The sequence below is a fragment of the Roseovarius atlanticus genome, from assembly GCF_019802205.1.
Classification (GTDB): Bacteria; Pseudomonadota; Alphaproteobacteria; order Rhodobacterales; family Rhodobacteraceae; genus Roseovarius; species Roseovarius atlanticus_A.
This window is the reverse complement of sequence record NZ_JAHVHQ010000003.1, coordinates 42578-59583: the sequence shown is the minus strand read 5'-3', so window position 1 is coordinate 59583 and position 17006 is coordinate 42578. Positions and strand designations below refer to the sequence as shown.

Annotated in this window: 14 protein-coding genes; 8 read left to right on the top strand and 6 right to left on the bottom strand. The window is 65.2% G+C overall.

Going from position 1 to position 17006, the window contains the following annotated elements; translation table 11 throughout:
• Positions 1–72: 72 nt before the first annotated feature.
• Positions 73–1074 (bottom strand): TAXI family TRAP transporter solute-binding subunit, encoded by a 1002-nt coding sequence (locus KUV49_RS06145; protein WP_222449180.1) that lies wholly within the window; start codon positions 1072–1074, stop codon positions 73–75.
• A gap of 484 nt (positions 1075–1558) precedes the next feature.
• Between KUV49_RS06145 and KUV49_RS06140 the strand changes: the two genes are divergently transcribed.
• Positions 1559–3142 carry an ABC-F family ATP-binding cassette domain-containing protein gene (locus tag KUV49_RS06140; RefSeq protein ID WP_222449179.1) on the top strand — a complete coding sequence of 528 codons (1584 nt, stop codon included), beginning with the start codon at positions 1559–1561 and terminating at the stop codon, positions 3140–3142.
• A gap of 172 nt (positions 3143–3314) precedes the next feature.
• Here KUV49_RS06140 and KUV49_RS06135 read toward each other — a convergent pair whose 3' ends face one another.
• The 4 genes from KUV49_RS06135 to KUV49_RS06120 form a co-directional block, all read right to left on the bottom strand.
• Positions 3315–5513 carry a xanthine dehydrogenase family protein molybdopterin-binding subunit gene (locus tag KUV49_RS06135; RefSeq protein ID WP_222449178.1) on the bottom strand — a complete coding sequence of 733 codons (2199 nt, stop codon included), beginning with the start codon at positions 5511–5513 and terminating at the stop codon, positions 3315–3317.
• 1 nt (position 5514) lies between these two features.
• A complete protein-coding gene (locus KUV49_RS06130) occupies positions 5515–5973 on the bottom strand; it encodes a (2Fe-2S)-binding protein (RefSeq protein ID WP_222449177.1) in 459 nt (152 codons plus the stop codon).
• A gap of 162 nt (positions 5974–6135) precedes the next feature.
• Positions 6136–7389: an NAD(P)/FAD-dependent oxidoreductase gene (locus KUV49_RS06125; RefSeq protein ID WP_222449176.1), complete on the bottom strand. Its 1254-nt coding sequence runs from the start codon at positions 7387–7389 to the stop codon at positions 6136–6138.
• A 31-nt stretch (positions 7390–7420) separates the two neighbouring features.
• Positions 7421–8365, bottom strand: coding sequence for a GlxA family transcriptional regulator (locus tag KUV49_RS06120; RefSeq protein ID WP_222449175.1), 945 nt, complete (start codon positions 8363–8365; stop codon positions 7421–7423).
• 75 nt (positions 8366–8440) lie between these two features.
• On the opposite strand from KUV49_RS06120, the gene KUV49_RS06115 reads away from it, so the two are divergent.
• Complete coding sequence (locus KUV49_RS06115; RefSeq protein WP_222449174.1) at positions 8441–9352, top strand: 3-keto-5-aminohexanoate cleavage protein; 912 nt, start codon at positions 8441–8443, stop codon at positions 9350–9352.
• A 76-nt stretch (positions 9353–9428) separates the two neighbouring features.
• A complete protein-coding gene (locus tag KUV49_RS06110) occupies positions 9429–10193 on the top strand; it encodes an SDR family oxidoreductase (RefSeq protein ID WP_222449173.1) in 765 nt (254 codons plus the stop codon).
• 9 nt (positions 10194–10202) lie between these two features.
• Here the strand turns inward: KUV49_RS06110 and KUV49_RS06105 are convergent, their stop codons facing one another.
• Positions 10203–10673, bottom strand: coding sequence for a DUF1203 domain-containing protein (locus KUV49_RS06105; RefSeq protein ID WP_222449172.1), 471 nt, complete (start codon positions 10671–10673; stop codon positions 10203–10205).
• A 79-nt stretch (positions 10674–10752) separates the two neighbouring features.
• On the opposite strand from KUV49_RS06105, the gene KUV49_RS06100 reads away from it, so the two are divergent.
• From KUV49_RS06100 to KUV49_RS06080, 5 genes are all read left to right on the top strand, one after another.
• Positions 10753–11286: a lipocalin family protein gene (locus tag KUV49_RS06100; RefSeq protein WP_222449171.1), complete on the top strand. Its 534-nt coding sequence runs from the start codon at positions 10753–10755 to the stop codon at positions 11284–11286.
• 14 nt (positions 11287–11300) lie between these two features.
• Positions 11301–12710: a carnitine 3-dehydrogenase gene (locus tag KUV49_RS06095; RefSeq protein ID WP_222449170.1), complete on the top strand. Its 1410-nt coding sequence runs from the start codon at positions 11301–11303 to the stop codon at positions 12708–12710.
• Between the two features lie 4 nt (positions 12711–12714).
• On the top strand, positions 12715–13875 hold the full coding sequence (locus KUV49_RS06090; RefSeq protein ID WP_222449169.1) for an acyl-CoA dehydrogenase family protein: 1161 nt from the start codon (positions 12715–12717) through the stop codon (positions 13873–13875).
• A gap of 225 nt (positions 13876–14100) precedes the next feature.
• Positions 14101–16134, top strand: coding sequence for an acetate--CoA ligase family protein (locus tag KUV49_RS06085; protein WP_222449168.1), 2034 nt, complete (start codon positions 14101–14103; stop codon positions 16132–16134).
• 1 nt (position 16135) lies between these two features.
• Positions 16136–16921: a carnitinyl-CoA dehydratase gene (locus KUV49_RS06080; protein ID WP_222449167.1), complete on the top strand. Its 786-nt coding sequence runs from the start codon at positions 16136–16138 to the stop codon at positions 16919–16921.
• Positions 16922–17006 lie beyond the last annotated feature (85 nt).

Below are 17006 nucleotides of genomic sequence, written 5' to 3'. Positions count from 1 at the left end.
GACCGGCAATCATCCCGGTCTGCTCTCGCAATGTGCCGGAGGCGGCATACCGCCCCCGGTCGCGTCCTGCGATCAGTCCTGCATTTCCGGCGGGATCAGCCGCTCGGGAATATCCAGGCCAACCTCCCGGTAATAGCGCACAGCACCCGGATGCAGGGGTGTCGGAAGGCCAGCAATCGCCGACTCCAGTGACATCGCCTTTGTTGCCGGGTGGATCGACTGCAAGAACGGCAGGTTTTCGTAAAGCGCCTTGGTCAGCTTGTAGACGTGGTCTTCCGGCACGTCGTCATTCACCGCAAGAAAGTTCGGCTGGGCGATGGTCTGGATCGCCTCTTCCTGTCCGGGATAGCTGTTGGGCGGGATGGTATAGGCAGTCCAGAGTTCACGACCGCCATCCATCGCTTCCGCCTCTTCCGGCGTCACGTTCAGGATCGTCACGTCATCGCCGTTCGTGGCAAGTATCTGGGTGATCGCGCCCGCAGGCACGCCGGCCGGGATCGACGCGAAATCGATCTGTCCATTGGCCATGGCATCAAGTGTCGGGCCATACCCGGAATAGATCATCTGAAAGTCTTCTTCCGCATTCAGCCCCAAGCCTTCCATCAGGAGCGTTCCGGAGCCCAGGCTGCCCGAGTTGCGCGCCCCCATGCCCGCGCCTGCGCCCTTGGCGGCGACAATATCCGCGGCCGTTCCGGTGTCGACCAGGTCGTTGCGCAGGATGAAGTGCTCGACGTTCTGCCACAGCATGGAAACCGAACGGATATCCTCCATCGGAGTGCTCAAAGGGCCGGTGCCGCGCGCCGCGTAATAGCCGAACAATCCCTGCAGGATCGAAAAGTCGGCCGTTCCGGACGCCATGGCCTGCAGGTTGGCGCCAGACCCCGCCGAGTTCACCGCCGTCAGCGAGAAATTCTCCGAAGGCAGCAGCTTGACCTTGCTCAGCGTCGAGATGGCGACCCCCACAGGGTGGAATGTGCCGCCCGTTGAGGCGGTCTGCATGACATAGTCTTCGGCCTTCGCCGCGCCGGTGATCATCACGCCTGCCATCAGCAGGGTACAAATTGTTTTCTTCATCAGGGCCTCCCTTGTTTCCAAAGCTGAACGCTCTCCCGTCGTTCAGCATATGTGAATATCATTCATATTATTAAAACACTCGTCCGCTGTAAACTGGTTTTTCAAGCGCCACGGATCTCCACGCGAGATCATCTGCTGGCGGTGCGAGGCGTTACGGTCGACGCCTCGACCATCCACCGCTGGCATACAGATCATACCTACGTTCTCGTCGGTGGGCGTTGGCGCTGTCTTTGGAGGCAGTGGGGCAGTTCGGCCGCAGTTCGCCGGAGCGAAAAAAGGGGCGCCGCTGTCAGCCCTTTTCAGTAAATGATGCAGTTGAGAACCCGCAGTGGACCCAGTGCGCAATGATCGCTTCGGGCGCGTCCTTGCGAAAGCACGGAGACGCAACTAAGTAGACGTCATCACCGCATAGGAGATACGCTCGACATGGACATGACCATCGCCGCCTTCACCCCTCTGGTTTCGCTGCGAGAAGTCTTGTCCCATGCCTGTATCTGTTTCCCTGTCCGAGCTGTCCTGGTCCACCCCTGACGGCACACCGCTTTTCTCCGACCTCAACCTGACCTTCGGCCCCGAGCGCATAGGCCTCGTGGGACGCAACGGAACTGGTAAAAGCACGCTTCTGCGCCTGATCGCGGGGCATCTGAACCCCGCCTCAGGGCACGTTTGCGTGACCGGGTCCATAGCCATGATGCGTCAGGATGCGATGCAGCATTCGGACGACACCATCGCCGACCTTTTCGGAGTGCGGGCATCGCTCGACCTGCTCGATCGAGCCGAGGCGGGCGAGGCCACCGCCGATGACCTTAATGAGGCCGACTGGACGCTGCCCGCCCGGATAGACGCCGCGCTTGCCAATTGCGGTCTGACAGCCGAGCCGCAGACGCGGCTTGCCACGCTTTCCGGCGGGCAGCGCAGCAGGGCGGCCCTTGCCGCGCTGATCCTGAAAAATCCTGATTTCCTGTTACTGGACGAGCCGACAAACAACCTCGACCGGGACGGACGCAGGGGCGTGATTGATCTTATTCGCACCTGGAACGGCGGCGCGATCATCGCGAGTCATGATCGTGAGCTATTGGAGGAAATGGACGCCATCGTTGAACTCTCGTCGCTTGGAACGACCAGGTATGGCGGCAACTACTCCGTTTATCGGCAGCATAAGGATACCGAGTTGGAGGCCGCGTCACGTGATCTGGCTTATGCAGAAAAGTCCCGCGCAGAGGCCGCGCGTCGTGCGCAACAAGCGGCCGAGCGCAAGGCCCGCAAGGACAGCGCCGGACGCAAGGCGCGGGCGAAGGGCGATCAGCCGAAAATTCTCATGGATGCCGCCAAGGAGCGGGCCGAAGCTTCGGGCGGCGCGGGCGCCCATCTGCGCGAAGCCCGGCGCAATGCGGCCGAAAAAACGCTCGCCGTCGCTCGCGAGAAAATAGAGGTGTTGGAGCCCTTGCGCATGGAGATCGCACCGTCCGGTCTACCGCCCGGAAAGACCGTTCTGCGGCTGGATGCTGTGACCGGCGGGCACGATCCAAACCGCCCTGTAATCCGAGAACTCTCTTTTGTCGTCACCGGCCCAGAGCGGATCGTCATCGCCGGGCCGAACGGCAGTGGGAAAACCACGCTTCTCAAGCTTATCATCGGTCAACTCACCCCGCAGGTCGGGCAGGTGGACCGCTCCGTCCCATTCGCGATGCTGGATCAGCATGTTGGCCTGCTCGATCCCGATTTGCCCCTGCGCGAGAACTTTCTGGCGGTGAACCCCGCCGCAACGATGCAGACGGCCCATGCGGCTTTGGCCCGGTTCGGATTCCGAGCGGATGACGCCCTGCGCCGCGCGGGTGACCTGAGTGGAGGCGAACGGCTACGCGGTGGTCTGGCATGCGCCCTTGGCGGCACTCCGCCCCCTGCGTTGCTGATACTGGACGAGCCGACCAATCACCTCGATCTGAGCGGTATCGAAGCCTTGGAAGAGGCAATGGAAACCTATGATGGTGCGGTCATTGCGGTGAGCCACGATCAAGCGTTTCTCAAATCACTCGGAGCCGACCGGGTTGTTCAGCTGAGGCAGTGACGCCGCTTCGCCCGCTCTGCGAACATTCTTCGCAACCAGCGCCAGAAGATTTCTTCGGGCGCTGGTTGCCTATCATCGGGTTGCCCTGAACGGCTTTCAGCTTTGCGCTGCATCATTCACTGCAAAGGGCTGGGCGTGGCCGCCCCTTTCTGTACTCTTATGAAAGGCGTCGTCAGGCCAGCCCGTGCTGCGACATCGGCAGGCTGCGCACCCGTTCGCCGGTTGCCTTGTAAACCGCATTGGCCACGGCAGGGCCGATGGGCGGCGTGCCGGGTTCACCGATACCCGTGGGCGCCTCGGTCGAGGGCACGATATGCACCTCCACCTCGGGCATGTCCGAGATCCGCAGCGGCGTGTAGTCGGGGAAGTTGAACTGATCCACCTCGCCATCGGTCAGCGTGACCTGCTCGCGCAGGATCGACGACAGACCGTACCCCAAGGCGCCCTCGACCTGCGCCACGATGTTGTCGGGGTTGATAGGAACGCCGCAATCCACGCCGCAGGTCACTTTCTCGACCTTTATCGTGCCGTCTTCACGCAGTCGCACATCGGCCACTTCGGCCACGTAGCTGCCAAAGCTCTTGTGCACGGCGATCCCACGATGCGTGCCTTCCGGCCCGGCCTCTCCGGCCTTTTCGACCGCGAGTTTCAGCACTTCTGCCAGACGCGCATCTTCGCCCAGGTAAGCCAGTCGGAACTCCACCGGGTCGCGTCCGGCGGCCTCTGCCAGCTCGTCCATCATGGTTTCCATGACATAGGCGGTGTGCGTATGCCCGACCGAGCGCCACCACAGGACCGGCACGCCGACATCCGGGTGGTGCACGTCGACCGTAAGGTCGGAAATCGCATAAGGCGTGGGGTGAATGCCTTCGATCGTGGTGTCGTCCACGCCGTCCTTGACCATGTATTGCTCGAACGGCGTGCCCTTTGCGATGCTCTGACTCACGATGCGATGCTCCCAGCCCGAGATGTTGCCGTCGGCATCGAGGCCAGCACGCACCCGGTGCATCGTCATGGGGCGATAGTAGCCGCCCTTGATGTCATCCTCGCGGGTGTAGACCAGCTTGATGGGCCGCGCGTCATGCCCGGCGTCCAGCCAGGCCTTGCCGATGGTGGCAGCCTCGGCGACCAGGTGCGCGTCCCCCGTGGCACGACGCCCGAACGAGCCGCCGCCCCACTTGGTGTGCACCTGCACCTGCCCCATTTCGAACCCGAGGACCGAGGCCGCGGTGCCGTGATCCACGGTCTGCAACTGCGAGCCGCCCCAGAATTGCGCGGAACTGCCGTCGAAGAGCACGGTCATGTCCAGCGGCTCCATCGGCGCATGGGCCAGATATGGAAAAACGTAATCCGCCTCGATGACGGTCTTCGCCTGTTCCAGCTTGGCCGCGGCGTCGCCCTTTGGCTCTGCCGGGTTGCCAGGCTGGTCCAGAAGCGCACGGAACTCTTCCATCAGCGCGTCCGTCCCCCGGGTCTCGCCAGAGCCCTCGGCCCATTCCAGCGCCAGCGCGTCCCGCGCCTGCATCGCCTTCCACGTGGAGTCGGCCACCACGACGACGCCTTGCGGAATTTCCAGCACGTCATGCACGCCATCCATCGCTTTCGCGTCGGCTGCGTCCATCGAGGCCAGGGTTGCGCCGAACCGCGGCGGGCGCGCCGTGACGGCAACCAGCCCGCCCTCGGGCTGCTGGTCGATCCCGAACATGCCGACACTGCCTTGCGTCTTTTGCGGCACGTCCACGCGGGCAAAGGACTTGCCGATATAGACCCAATCCTCGGGCGCCTTCAGCGCAACGTTCTCGGGCGGTTGCTGGCTGGCCGCGAGGCTCGCCAGTTCGCCGAAAGTGGCGCTGTTTTCACCAGCCGATAGCTTGCCGTCGGAAACGCCGATCTCGGAGGCGTCGACGCCCCATTCGCTCGCAGCCGCATTGACAAGCATCGCCCGGACCGTTGCGCCGGCCTTGCGGTACTGCTCCCAAGAATTGGGCATGGCGGTGGACCCGCCCGTGCCCTGCACGCCAAACGCGGTGTTGGCATAGACCTCGGGATTGGACGGCGCGAAATCCGTCGTGATCTGGTCCATCGAGGCATCCAGTTCATCGGCCACCAGCGTGGCAAGACCCGAGGCCGTGCCCTGCCCCATGTCGAGGTGCTTGCTGAGCACCAGCACGGTGTTGTCGGGCATGACATGAACGAAGGGCGTGATCAGCATGTCGCCCTCGGCACCGGACTGGGCCAGACCGCGCACCGGCACTGCGGCCCCCAGCAGAAGGCCACCTGCGGCACCGGCGGACAGGGTCAGGAATCCGCGCCGCGTCGTGGTCAGCGCGCGTGTGGCGGGTATCAGGTCGCGTTTGTCGATCAGTCTCATCTTACGCCTCCATGATTTCTGCGGCCCGGTGAATGGCCTTGCGGATACGGGCATAGGACGCGCAGCGGCACAGGTTGCCATCCATTGCCGTGTCGATGTCTTCGTCGGTGGGCTTGGGCGTTTCGGCCAAGAGCGCTGAAGCCGACATGATCTGCCCCGATTGGCAGTAGCCGCATTGCGGCACCTGAAGTTCGACCCATGCTTCCTGGATCGCCTTCGCGGCCTCGCTTTCCACGCCTTCGATCGTGGTGACCGTCGCGCCCTCAAGGTCGCCCAGGTAAGTCTGGCAGGACCGCGTCGGCACGCCGTCGACATGCACCGTGCACGCCCCGCAGGAGGCGACACCGCATCCGTACTTGGTGCCCGTCATGTTCAGTTCGTCGCGCAGCGCCCAAAGCAGGGGCATATCCGGGCTTGCGTCGATCTGGGTTTCTTTTCCGTTGAGCGTAAATGTCGTCATGTCTGGCTCCTATCCCTGTTGGCAGTCGCTGGAACGTCAAACGGGCGCGAGGACCGCGCCTTGTTGTTACAATCTACGAGTTAGAGCGCATCTTCAAAAGTCGATACGAGCGCATCGGCCCGCACAGACCTGCGTTCAGATTCGCACAGCGCCCGGGTCGGGTCAGCGGGTGAAACGATCCGGCGCGAAGGGGGCAACGTCGATATTAGGGCGCCCCCCCGAGATCATCTGCGCCAACAATCGGCCGGTCTTGGGCCCGGCGGTCAGCCCCACGTGATCGTGGCCGAAGCCCGTATAGGCCCCGGCAACGCCCGGCACCGCCCCGATCAGCGGAAGCGAGTCCGAGACCGCCGGGCGATGGCCCATCCAACGCGTGGTTTCGCGCCATGTCAGCCCCGGCAGCGCCACTTTGAGGTGACGCATGAACATGCGGTAGGGTGCCTCGGGCGGCGGCGCATCAAACCCGCCATAGCCGACCATTCCGGCCAGCCGGATCCTGCCGTCCATCGGCGTGATCACAAACTTGCCCGGCGCGAACATCAAGGGCGACCGCGGCATCTGCGACGGCTCCCAAAGCTCTATGTGAAACCCGCTTTCGGGATGCAGGGGAACCGCGATGCCAAGCGTCTCTGCCAGAAATTTGGACCATGCGCCTGCCGCGACCACGGCGGTGTCCACGGACAGTGTTTCGCTTGCCAGGCGCACCCCCGTCACTCGCCCACCGGAGCGGTCTATCGCTTCGACCTCCTCGCGGATCAGCTTCACCCCGAGGCGTTCGGCGGCCTTCGCCAGCGCCTTGACATACGCGCCCGGATCCGAAATGCGCCCGTGGCGCCGTATTCTGGCTGCACACCCGATCGCCTCGCCGTAGATCGGATCGTATGCGCGCAACGCAGTCCGATCCATTACCGAAAACTCGAATCCCTGCTCCGTGCGGATGTCCCACGTGAAGCGGTCCGCATCGAACGCCTTTAGGGTCGCGTAACCATAAAGATAATCACAAGATACGACGTATTTTTCCGCTTCGGTTCCCGCCGCAAGGGCCTGGTGATCGGCCAGGCTGTCGCCGATCAGGGGCAGGATCGCGTCCGCCCGGGTCTTGGCCGCATCCGCCGTCGCGTGGCGCAGGTATTTCATCAGCCAGGGCACAAGTGCGGGCAAGTGCCGCCACCTGATATAAAGCGGTTCGCGCGGATCGAGTGCCATGCGGGGCGCTTTGCCCAAGAGGCCGGGACCGGGCACCGGCATTGTCCCGGAGCAGGCCAGAAGGCCTGCATTGCCATAACTCGTCGCCTCGCCGGGACCGGCCTTGTCGATCAGGGTGACGGTATGCCCTTCGCGGGCAAGCCAAAGCGCGGTGGACACCCCCACGATGCCGGCGCCGATCACGGCAACATTGCATGTCTTGCCTGTCATCAGCGCAGCTTTAGCCGCGCCTCCTACGCTGTCAATGGGATCGCAGCATTCGCGGCGTGGTGCCATATTGTCGCCGGATCGCACGGGTCATGGAGGATGGCGAGTCGTACCCGCAGCGGATGGCGATTTCGGCAATGCCGAGCGTGCTGTCCTCGATCAGTTTGCGCGCGGCGGCCAGGCGCAGATGTCGATAGACCTTGCCCGGAGACGCCCCCAACCGCGCGCGGAAGCGGCGGTCAAGCGTCCGGGGCTGGCACGACAATCGCACCGCAAGCTGTTCCAGGGAAAGTGGTTTCTCGACCGTGTCGCGCATCATCTGCAAGCCGCGGCGCACCAGCGGGTCGACCACCTGCGTGGTCCTTTCCCGCCCCACGGGCGGCTCGCCGTGCAGAAACAGCGCCTCGACATCCAGCCTGACCGCCATGCCGGCATGCTGCGCGATCAAATCCAGGGTCAGGTCGAGCGCAGACATGGCCCCCGCGCAGGTGATCACGTTTCCGTCCCTCAACACGCGCGCCTGTTCGGCATCCACGGTGAGGAACCTTTCGGTGAAGGCGTCCAGAAGGTCCCAGTGTACCGTTGCCCGGCGTCCATCCAACAACCCTGCAGACGCCAGCAGCCACGGGCCTGCGTCCAATCCCACGACGACGTCGGCGTGATGAACGGCATCGCGCAACCGCCTGCGGGTGCGCGGGCTGTCATGCGCTTCGTGACCGTAGCTGGCCACCACAAACAGGTAATCGACCTTTGGCATCGCGGTCACCGAGGCGCGGGCAATCATCTCGATGTCGCTGGAGGACCGCGACGGGCCGCCATCAAGGCTGAGCACCGTCCAGTCGAAGATCGGCTTCGGGCCGACCGTGTTGGCGGCGCGCAGAGGCTCGATGCAATTGGCCAGGCACAGGTTCGAGAACCTGTCGAACAGCAGAAACCCGATCCGGGTTGGCTCAAGCGCTGATTTTGTCCATTCCGGCACGATTTTTGTCAGTTACCGCAAACTCTGCCCCAGAGCCAGCGCGATATGATCTCGTTAACGAAAAGGGAGACCACCATGCCGCTTGCCATGAACCGAGAGGTTTTCATCACCTGTGCCGTGACCGGATCGGGCGGAACGCAGGACAAGAGCCCGCACGTACCGCGCAGCCCCGAGCAGATCGCCGAAAGCGCCATCGCCGCCGCGAAGGCGGGGGCGGCGGTGGTGCATTGCCACGTGCGGGATCCCGAGACCGGGGTTCCGTCGCGCGATGTGAAGATGTTCCGCGAAGTGACCGAGCGCATCCGGGATGCGGAGGTCGACGTGGTGCTGAACCTGACCGCGGGGATGGGCGGGGACATGGTGTTCGGCGATGTCGAAAACCCGCTGCCGCTGAAAGAGGACGCGACCGACATGATCGGCGCCACCGAGCGGGTGGCGCATGTGGCCGAATGCCGCCCGGAAATCTGCACGCTGGATTGCGGCACGATGAACTTTGCCGAGGCCGATTACGTCATGACCAACACGCCCGGCATGCTGACGGCGATGGGCCGGATGATGACGGAACTGGGCGTGAAGCCCGAGATCGAGGCCTTCGACACGGGCCATTTGTGGTATGCAAAACAACTTGTTAGCGGTGGCGTCCTGGACAGCCCCGCGCTGGTGCAGCTGTGCATGGGCGTGCCGTGGGGCGCGCCGGATGACCTGAATACCTTCATGGCGATGGTCAACAACGTGCCTCAGGACTGGACCTTCAGCGCCTTCGGGCTGGGTCGCAACCAGATGCCCTATGTCGCGGCCTCGGTGCTGGCGGGCGGCCATGTGCGCGTCGGGCTGGAGGACAACCTGATGCTGGACAAGGGCGTGCTGGCCACCAACGAACAGCTTGTCGCGCGGGCGAAAGAGATCATCGAACGGCTTGGCGCCCGCGTGATCGGACCGGAAGACGTGCGCAAGAAGCTGGGACTGACCAAGCGGGCGCCGGTCTGAAAATGGCTGTCGGTATCGCGTCGGTATTTGAGTGGCATCGCGTCGGTGCCATTTGTGCCTGCTGGACAACCCGTCCATGAGCCGCCGCGTGGTCATCACCGCCGGCGCGTCCGGCATCGGCAAGCGACTGGCCGAACGGTTCCTGGAGGCGGGCGACCGCGTGGCGATCTGCGACGCCGACCCGGTGGCGGTGGCCGCGATGGCCGAGGCCAATCCTTCGATTATCGCGCAACAGGCCGATGTCACCGACGAGGCGCAGATGGACGCCTTCCTGGGTCAGGTCGAAGGCGAATGGGGCGGCGCGGACGTGGTCTGCGCCAATGCCGGGACCGGCGGACAGGCGGGGCTGATCGAGGACCTGGACTATGCCGCGTGGCAGCAATGCGTGGCGGTCAACCTGCACGGGTCGTTCCTGACCTGCCGCTGGGCCGCGCGGGTGATGCGGGCGCAGGGGTCCGGGCTGATCGTTCTGACGACCTCGACGGCGGGGCAATGGGGTTATCCCTATCGCTCGCCCTATTCTTCGGCCAAGTGGGCGCTGGTGGGCCTGACCAAGACCCTGGCGATGGAGTTGGGCCCGGCCGGCGTGCGGGTGAACGCCATCGCCCCCGGAGCCGTGGAAGGCGACCGGATGGACCGGGTGGTGGCCATGGAGGCCGCCGCCAGCGGCAAGACCGAGGACGAGGTGCGCGCGCAATACGTCAGGGGAGTCAGCCTGCGCAGCTGGGTCACGGCGGACGACCTGGCCGACATGGTGCTGTTTCTCGCCTCGCCCGGGGCGGCGAAGATATCCGGGCAGGTGATGGCGGTGGACGGCCATACCGAAACGCTGGTGCCATGACCATGCGCCCTATCCGGCCCGCACGACCCGGCACAGGAAGCAGTTGTTCGACGCGCTGCGGATGTCGACGAACGCGATCTTCGGATTCTCCAGCAAGCGCGCCGCGTAGGTCCGGATCTGCGGCGTCGCGGTCACCTGACCCGTGCCCGGGCATATGCGCTCGTCAGATGTGTAGCCCCGGACGATATAGGTCGGCGCCGTCAGCATCGGCGGCAATGTGTCTGCCGGTGAGGCCGCGTCGCACTCGTCTGCACACAGAAAGATCGGCCCGGTTTCCGTATAGGGGTTCAATCCCCGGAACGGGCGCCATGCCAGAACGAGATAGCGCTTCCCGTCCGGGACGGTCCGGAGGCAATGGCGGCATGGGGTTCCCGTGCCGTCGGATACCAGCGCCGCGATGGGCTGGTCGTGGATATCGCGCAGGGTTCCGCGCAGGTGCCGGACCTGATCGGTCGGCAAAGGTTGAAACTGTATGCTCATCATGTGTCTCCTTTACCTGGGACAGTCTTGCCGTGTTCGGCGGCCCGGACGATCCGGATATTGCGGAAAGGAGAACGCGATGCTGAAACACGTGATCGGAGCAGGCATGGGCTTGCTGATGCTGGCGGGCTGCGGCGGCGGGCCCACGTCCCGCGAGGGATCGTTTCGAGACACGGGTCAGCCACTGTCGGTGACGACGCGCGGCAACGGGATGCAGGACATGGGCGGGCCGTGGTTCGTGCGCGGGTATTTCCCGGGCGACGGCGGTCTGGCGATGGTGACCCTGCTGCCAGACCTGCGCGGCCAGGAGGCGGTGGAGTTCCGCAGCGAGGCGTGCCTTTTATCCGGCGATTGCGAAAGCGACACGGAGATCTGGCTGGCCAGGCCGCTGGGGCAGAACCGCTGGCAGCTGACCCGCGAGGGCGAAGCGCCGCGACAGATGTGGGTGGTGTGGGTGGATGACGATTTCCGCACGGCGGCGATCGGGACGCCCGATGGCAGCTATGGCTGGATCCTCGACCGGCGCCCCGAAGGCGGGGCGGACCGGCTGCGGGCGGCGGCGGAGATCCTGGATTTCAACGGCTATGACACCTCGCAAATCAGGATGAGATGACGAAGGGGACGACTATGACGAAACGGGCGGCAATCATTGGTGGCGGCGTGATCGGCGGCGGCTGGGCCGCGCGGTTCCTGCTGAACGGCTGGGATGTGCGGGTGTTCGACCCCGACCCGGAGGCCGAGCGCAAGGTCGGCGAGGTGCTGGACAATGCGCGCGGCGCGTTGCCGATGCTCTATGATTGCGCCCTGCCCGCCGAGGGCAAGCTGAGTTTTTACGGCTCGATTGCCGAGGCGGTGGAGGGCGCGGACTGGATCCAGGAAAGCGTGAGCGAGCGGCTGGACCTGAAACACAAGGTTCTTGCCGAGATCCAGGCCACAGCACAGGGCGTGCCCATCGGGTCGTCGACCAGCGGGTTCAAGCCGTCCGAGTTGCAGGAAGGTGCCGCCGATCCGTCGACGATCATGGTCACGCACCCGTTCAACCCGGTCTACCTGCTGCCGCTGATCGAGGTGGTGCCATCCGAGGCGACATCACCCGCGATGGTCGAGGCGGCCAAGGAAGTGCTGACCGAGCTGGGCTTGTATCCCCTGCATGTGCGCAAGGAGATCGACGCGCATATCGCCGACCGTTTCCTCGAGGCGGTCTGGCGCGAGGCGTTGTGGCTGATCAAGGACGGCATCGCCACCACCGAGGAGATCGACAACGCCATCCGTTATGGGTTCGGCCTGCGTTGGGGGCAGATGGGCCTTTTCGAGACCTACCGCGTGGCCGGCGGCGAGGCCGGGATGCGGCATTTCATGGCGCAATTCGGCCCTGCGCTGAGCTGGCCCTGGACCAAGCTGACGGATGTGCCGGAGTTCACGCCGGAACTGGTGGACCTGATCGCGGACCAGTCCGACGCGCAGTCGGGTCACCTGTCGATCCGCGAGCTGGAGCGCAAGCGCGACCGCAACCTGATTGCCATGATGCGGGCGCTGAAGCAGCAGGGGACCGCCTCGGGCAAGCTGGTCGGTCAGCATCAGCGGACGCTGATGCATCCGCCGCAGGACGCCCGGCCGATGATCACGCAGGACCGGATGGTGCCGGTCGACTGGACCGACATGAACGGTCACATGAACGAGGGCCGCTACGGCCAGGTCTTCAGCGATGCCGCCGAGGGCGTGATGGCGTATGTGGGCGCGGACGAGACCTATGTGTCCGAGCGGCAGCTGAGCTATTTCACGGTGGAGACGACCATCAAGTACCTGGCCGAAACGCGGGCCGGGGAAGAGATTGTCGTGGAAAGCCGGGTGACCGAGGGCGGCGGCAAGAAGCTGCGCTGTTTCCACGAGATGCGGCGCAAGAGCGACGGCGCGGTCATGGCGACCTGCGACCAGCTGATGCTGCATGTGAGCCTGGAGACCCGGCGCACCTGCGAGCCGCCCGAGGACGTGGCGGACAAGGTGGCGGCGCTGGTCGCCCTGCACGCGGAGGAGTGAGATCATGCATTTCGGATTGACGGACGAGCAGGAGATGATCGTCTCGACGGTGCGCAGCTTCGTCGAGAAGGAGATCTATCCCCACGAGGAGCTGGTCGAGCGCAGCGGCGAGGTGGCGCCCGAGGTGGCGCAGGAGATCAAGCGCAAGTGCATGGACCTGGGCTTTTACGCCTGCAACTTTCCCGAGGAGGTGGGCGGCGCGGGCCTTGGTCACGTGGATTTCGCGCTGGTCGAGCGCGAGCTTGGCCGCGGGTCGATGGCGCTGACGCATTTCTTCGGGCGGCCGCAGAACATCCTGATGGCCTGCGAGGGCGAGCAGCGCGAGCGGTACCTGCTGCCCGCCGTGCGGGGTGAGCGGATGGATGCGCTGGCGATGACCGAACCCGATGCCGGGTCCGACGTGCGGGGCATGAAGTGCTTTGCCAGGCGTGACGGGGGCGACTGGGTGGTGAACGGCACCAAGCATTTCATCTCGGGCGCGGATCATGCCGATTTCATCATCGTCTTCATCGCCACGGGCGAGGATGACACGCCGAAAGGCCCCAAGAAGCGGATCACCGCCTTCCTTGTCGATCGTGGCACGCCGGGCTTCACCATCCGCGACGGCTACAAGTCGGTCAGCCACCGGGGCTACAAGAACATGGTCTTGGAATTCGACGACTGCCGCCTGCCCGATGCGCAGGTTCTGGGCGAGGTCGATGGCGGGTTCGCGGTGATGAACGAATGGCTCTACGCCACGCGGATCACCGTGGCGACGATGAGCGTCGGACGCGCGCGACGGGCCTTTGATTACGCGTTGAATTACGCCGCCGAGCGCAAACAGTTCGGCCAGCAGATCGGTAAGTTCCAGGGCGTGAGCTTTCAGATCGCCGACATGGTCACCGAGATCGACGCCGCCGACTGGCTGACGCTGGCCGCGGCATGGCGCCTGGACCAGGGCCTGCCGGCGAACCGCGAGATCGCCTCGGCCAAGCTCTATGCCAGCGAGATGCTGGCCCGCGTGACCGACGCCACCTTGCAGATCTTCGGCGGCATGGGGCTGATGGACGACTTCCCGGTGGAGCGGTTCTGGCGCGACGCACGGGTCGAGCGGATCTGGGACGGAACGTCCGAGATCCAGCGCCACATCATCAGCCGCGAGCTTTTGCGGCCGCTGGGGGCATAAGAGACGAATGCCTTCGGCGAGGATATTTGTGGCCAGAGGAAAAGGGGGGAGCCTCGAAAGCTCCCCCCGGGAAAAGGCGGCGCCTCTTCCCCTGGCGCGGTCATCGGCGTCCCCGCCTGTACCGCATGGCAAGCATTGCAGGTCGTGGTTAACAAACCGTTTCTTCCTCTGGCCGGAAATATCCCCGCCGGAGGCAAGAAACTCTTCGGCGCAAGGGTCCGCCCCATGCGCGACCTGAGCCGCCTCATTCAGCCGAAGTCGATTGCGGTGATCGGCGGCGGGGCCTGGTGCACCAGTGTCGTCGAGCAATGCCGGAAGATGGCGTTTTCCGGCCCGGTTTGGCCGGTCCATCCGGCGAAGGCGAAAATCGCGGGCCTGCCCGCCTGCGCCCGGCTGGATGATTTGCCCGCGCCACCGGATGCCGTCTTCATCGGGGTGAACCGGCACGCCACGGTCGATGTCGTCCGCCAGCTGCGCGAGATGGGCGCAGGCGGCGCGGTCTGTTTCGCAAGTGGCTTCAGCGAGGCGCAGGCCGAAACCGGCGACGGGGCCGACCTTCAGGCGGCGTTGCTGGAGGCCGCGGGCGAGATGCCGATCCTGGGACCGAACTGCTATGGTTTCATCAACTACCTGGACGGCGCGCTCTTGTGGCCCGACCAGCATGGCGGCGCGAGGGTCGGAAGCGGCGTGGCGGTGCTGACGCAGAGTTCCAACATGGCGATCAACATCTCGATGCAGTCGCGCGGGCTGCCGCTGGCCTATGTGACCACCGCCGGAAACCAGGCGCAGACCGGGTTGGCGGAGCTGGGCCACACGCTGTTGCAGGACCCGCGGGTCACCGTGCTGGCGCTGCACATCGAAGGTATCGGCGACGTGCCCGCCTTCGAGCGGCTGGTGCAAACGGCCCGGGACCTCGGCAAGCCCGTGATCGCCCTGAAGGCCGGCAAGTCGGCGCGGGCGCAGGCGGCGGCGGTGTCTCACACGGCCTCGCTCGCCGGCAGCGACGCCGGGGCGCGCGCGCTATTGCGGCGGCTGGGCGTGGCGCAGGTCGACAGCCTGCCCGCCTTGCTGGAGACGGCGAAACTGTTGCACTACGCAGGCCCGTTGTCCGGTGTCTCGCTGGCCTCCCTGTCCTGTTCGGGGGGCGAGGCCAGCCTGATGGCGGACAGCGCCGAGGACCGCAAGGTTGCGTTTCCCGACCTGACCCTGGCGCAACGCGACCGCCTGCGCGAGACGCTCGGCCCCATGGTCGCACTGGCCAACCCGCTGGACTATCACACGTTCATCTGGAACGACGCCGGTCGCATGGCGCAGGTCTTTGCCATCATGCAGGAGGGCGCGGCGGACCTGACCTGTGTGATCATAGACTTTCCGCGCACGGATCGGTGCGATCCAGGCGCCTGGGACTGCGTGTTCGAGGCCGGGGCGGCGGCAGTGGCCGAGACCGGCAGGCCTCTGGTGCTGGTGTCCACCCTGCCCGAGCTGCTGCCCGAGGCGATGGCCGCGCGCGCCACGGCGGGCGGCATGATCCCAATGCAGGGGCTGGACGATTTTCTGACCGCTGTCGAGGCGGCGGCCTTCATTGGCCGGTGCGGCCCGCTGCCTGCGCCGGTGGTGCAGGGAGACCGGCCCAAAGGCGCAAGAGTGCTGGCGGAGGCCGAGGCGAAGCGCGCGCTGGCCGCCGCGGGCCTCGACGTGCCGCGGGCGATGGTCGCGGACACGGTCGACGAGGCCGTGGCGGCGGCCAAGGAGATCGGCTTTCCCGTGGTGTTGAAGGGCATGGGCGTCGCGCACAAGACCGAGGCCGGACTGGTGGCGCTTGGCCTGCGGGACGCGCTGGAAGTCGAGGAAGCGGCCAAGGGCATGGCCTGCGACGGTTTTCTGCTGGAGGAGATGATCGGCGGGGGCGTGGCCGAGCTGTTGCTCGGGGTCGTGCGGGATCCGGCGCATGGGTTCGTGCTGACGCTGGGGGCCGGCGGGACGCTGACGGAAATCCTGCGGGACACGGTGTCGCTTATCCTGCCCGTGACGGAAGACGAAGTGTTCGGGGCGCTCGACAGCTTGCGCATCGCCCCCGTGCTTGCAGGGTATCGCGGCAGGCCCGGCACGGACCGCGCCGCCATTGCACGCGCCGTTCTGGCGGTGCAGGACTATGTCGGCGCCGAACGCAACCGGCTGGAGGAAATCGAGATCAACCCGCTGATCTGCACGACCGATAGGGCCGTGGCGGCGGATGCACTGATCCGGAAAGGAGACTGACATGACGGAGAGCCCCGTAAAGACCGAGACACGCGGCCATGTGCTGGAAGTGACGCTGGACCGGCCCAAGGCCAACGCGATCGACCTGGCGACCAGCCGGATCATGGGCGACGTGTTCAAGGACTTCCGCGACGATCCGGAGCTGCGCGTGGCGCTGATCACCGGCGCGGGCGACAAGTTCTTCTGCCCGGGCTGGGACCTGAAGGCCGCCGCCGGGGGCGATGCGGTGGATGACAACTATGGCGTCGGCGGCTTTGGGGGCCTGCAGGAAATGCGGGCGATGAACAAGCCGATCATCGCCGCCGTGAACGGCATCTGCTGCGGCGGCGGCCTGGAATGGGCGCTGAGCGCGGACATCATCCTGGCCGCGGATCATGCGCAGTTCGCCCTGCCCGAGATCCGGTCGGGAACGGTGGCCGATGCGGCCAGCGTGAAGCTGCCCAAGCGCATCCCCTATCATATCGCGATGGAGATGCTGCTGACCGGGCGCTGGATCGACGCCGAGGAAGCGGCGCGGTGGGGGATGATCAACCAGATCCATCCCGGCGATCAGCTGATGACCAAGGCGCGGGAGATGGCCGACCTGCTGGCGAGCGGGCCGCCGCTGGTCTATGCCGCGATCAAGGAGATCGTGCGCGAGGCCGAAGCGATGACGTTCCAGGACGCGATGAACCGGATCACGCGGCGGCAATTCGAGAGCGTCGATGTGCTTTATGACTCCGAGGACCAGCTGGAAGGCGCAAAGGCTTTTGCCGAAAAGCGCGACCCGGTCTGGAAGGGGCGCTGAGGGCGGTCGAAGGCGGCTGAAAATTCGGAGGATTTTCTGGCCACATTCTTCTGCGAAGAATGTACTGGCGCGCGGTGATCGGACC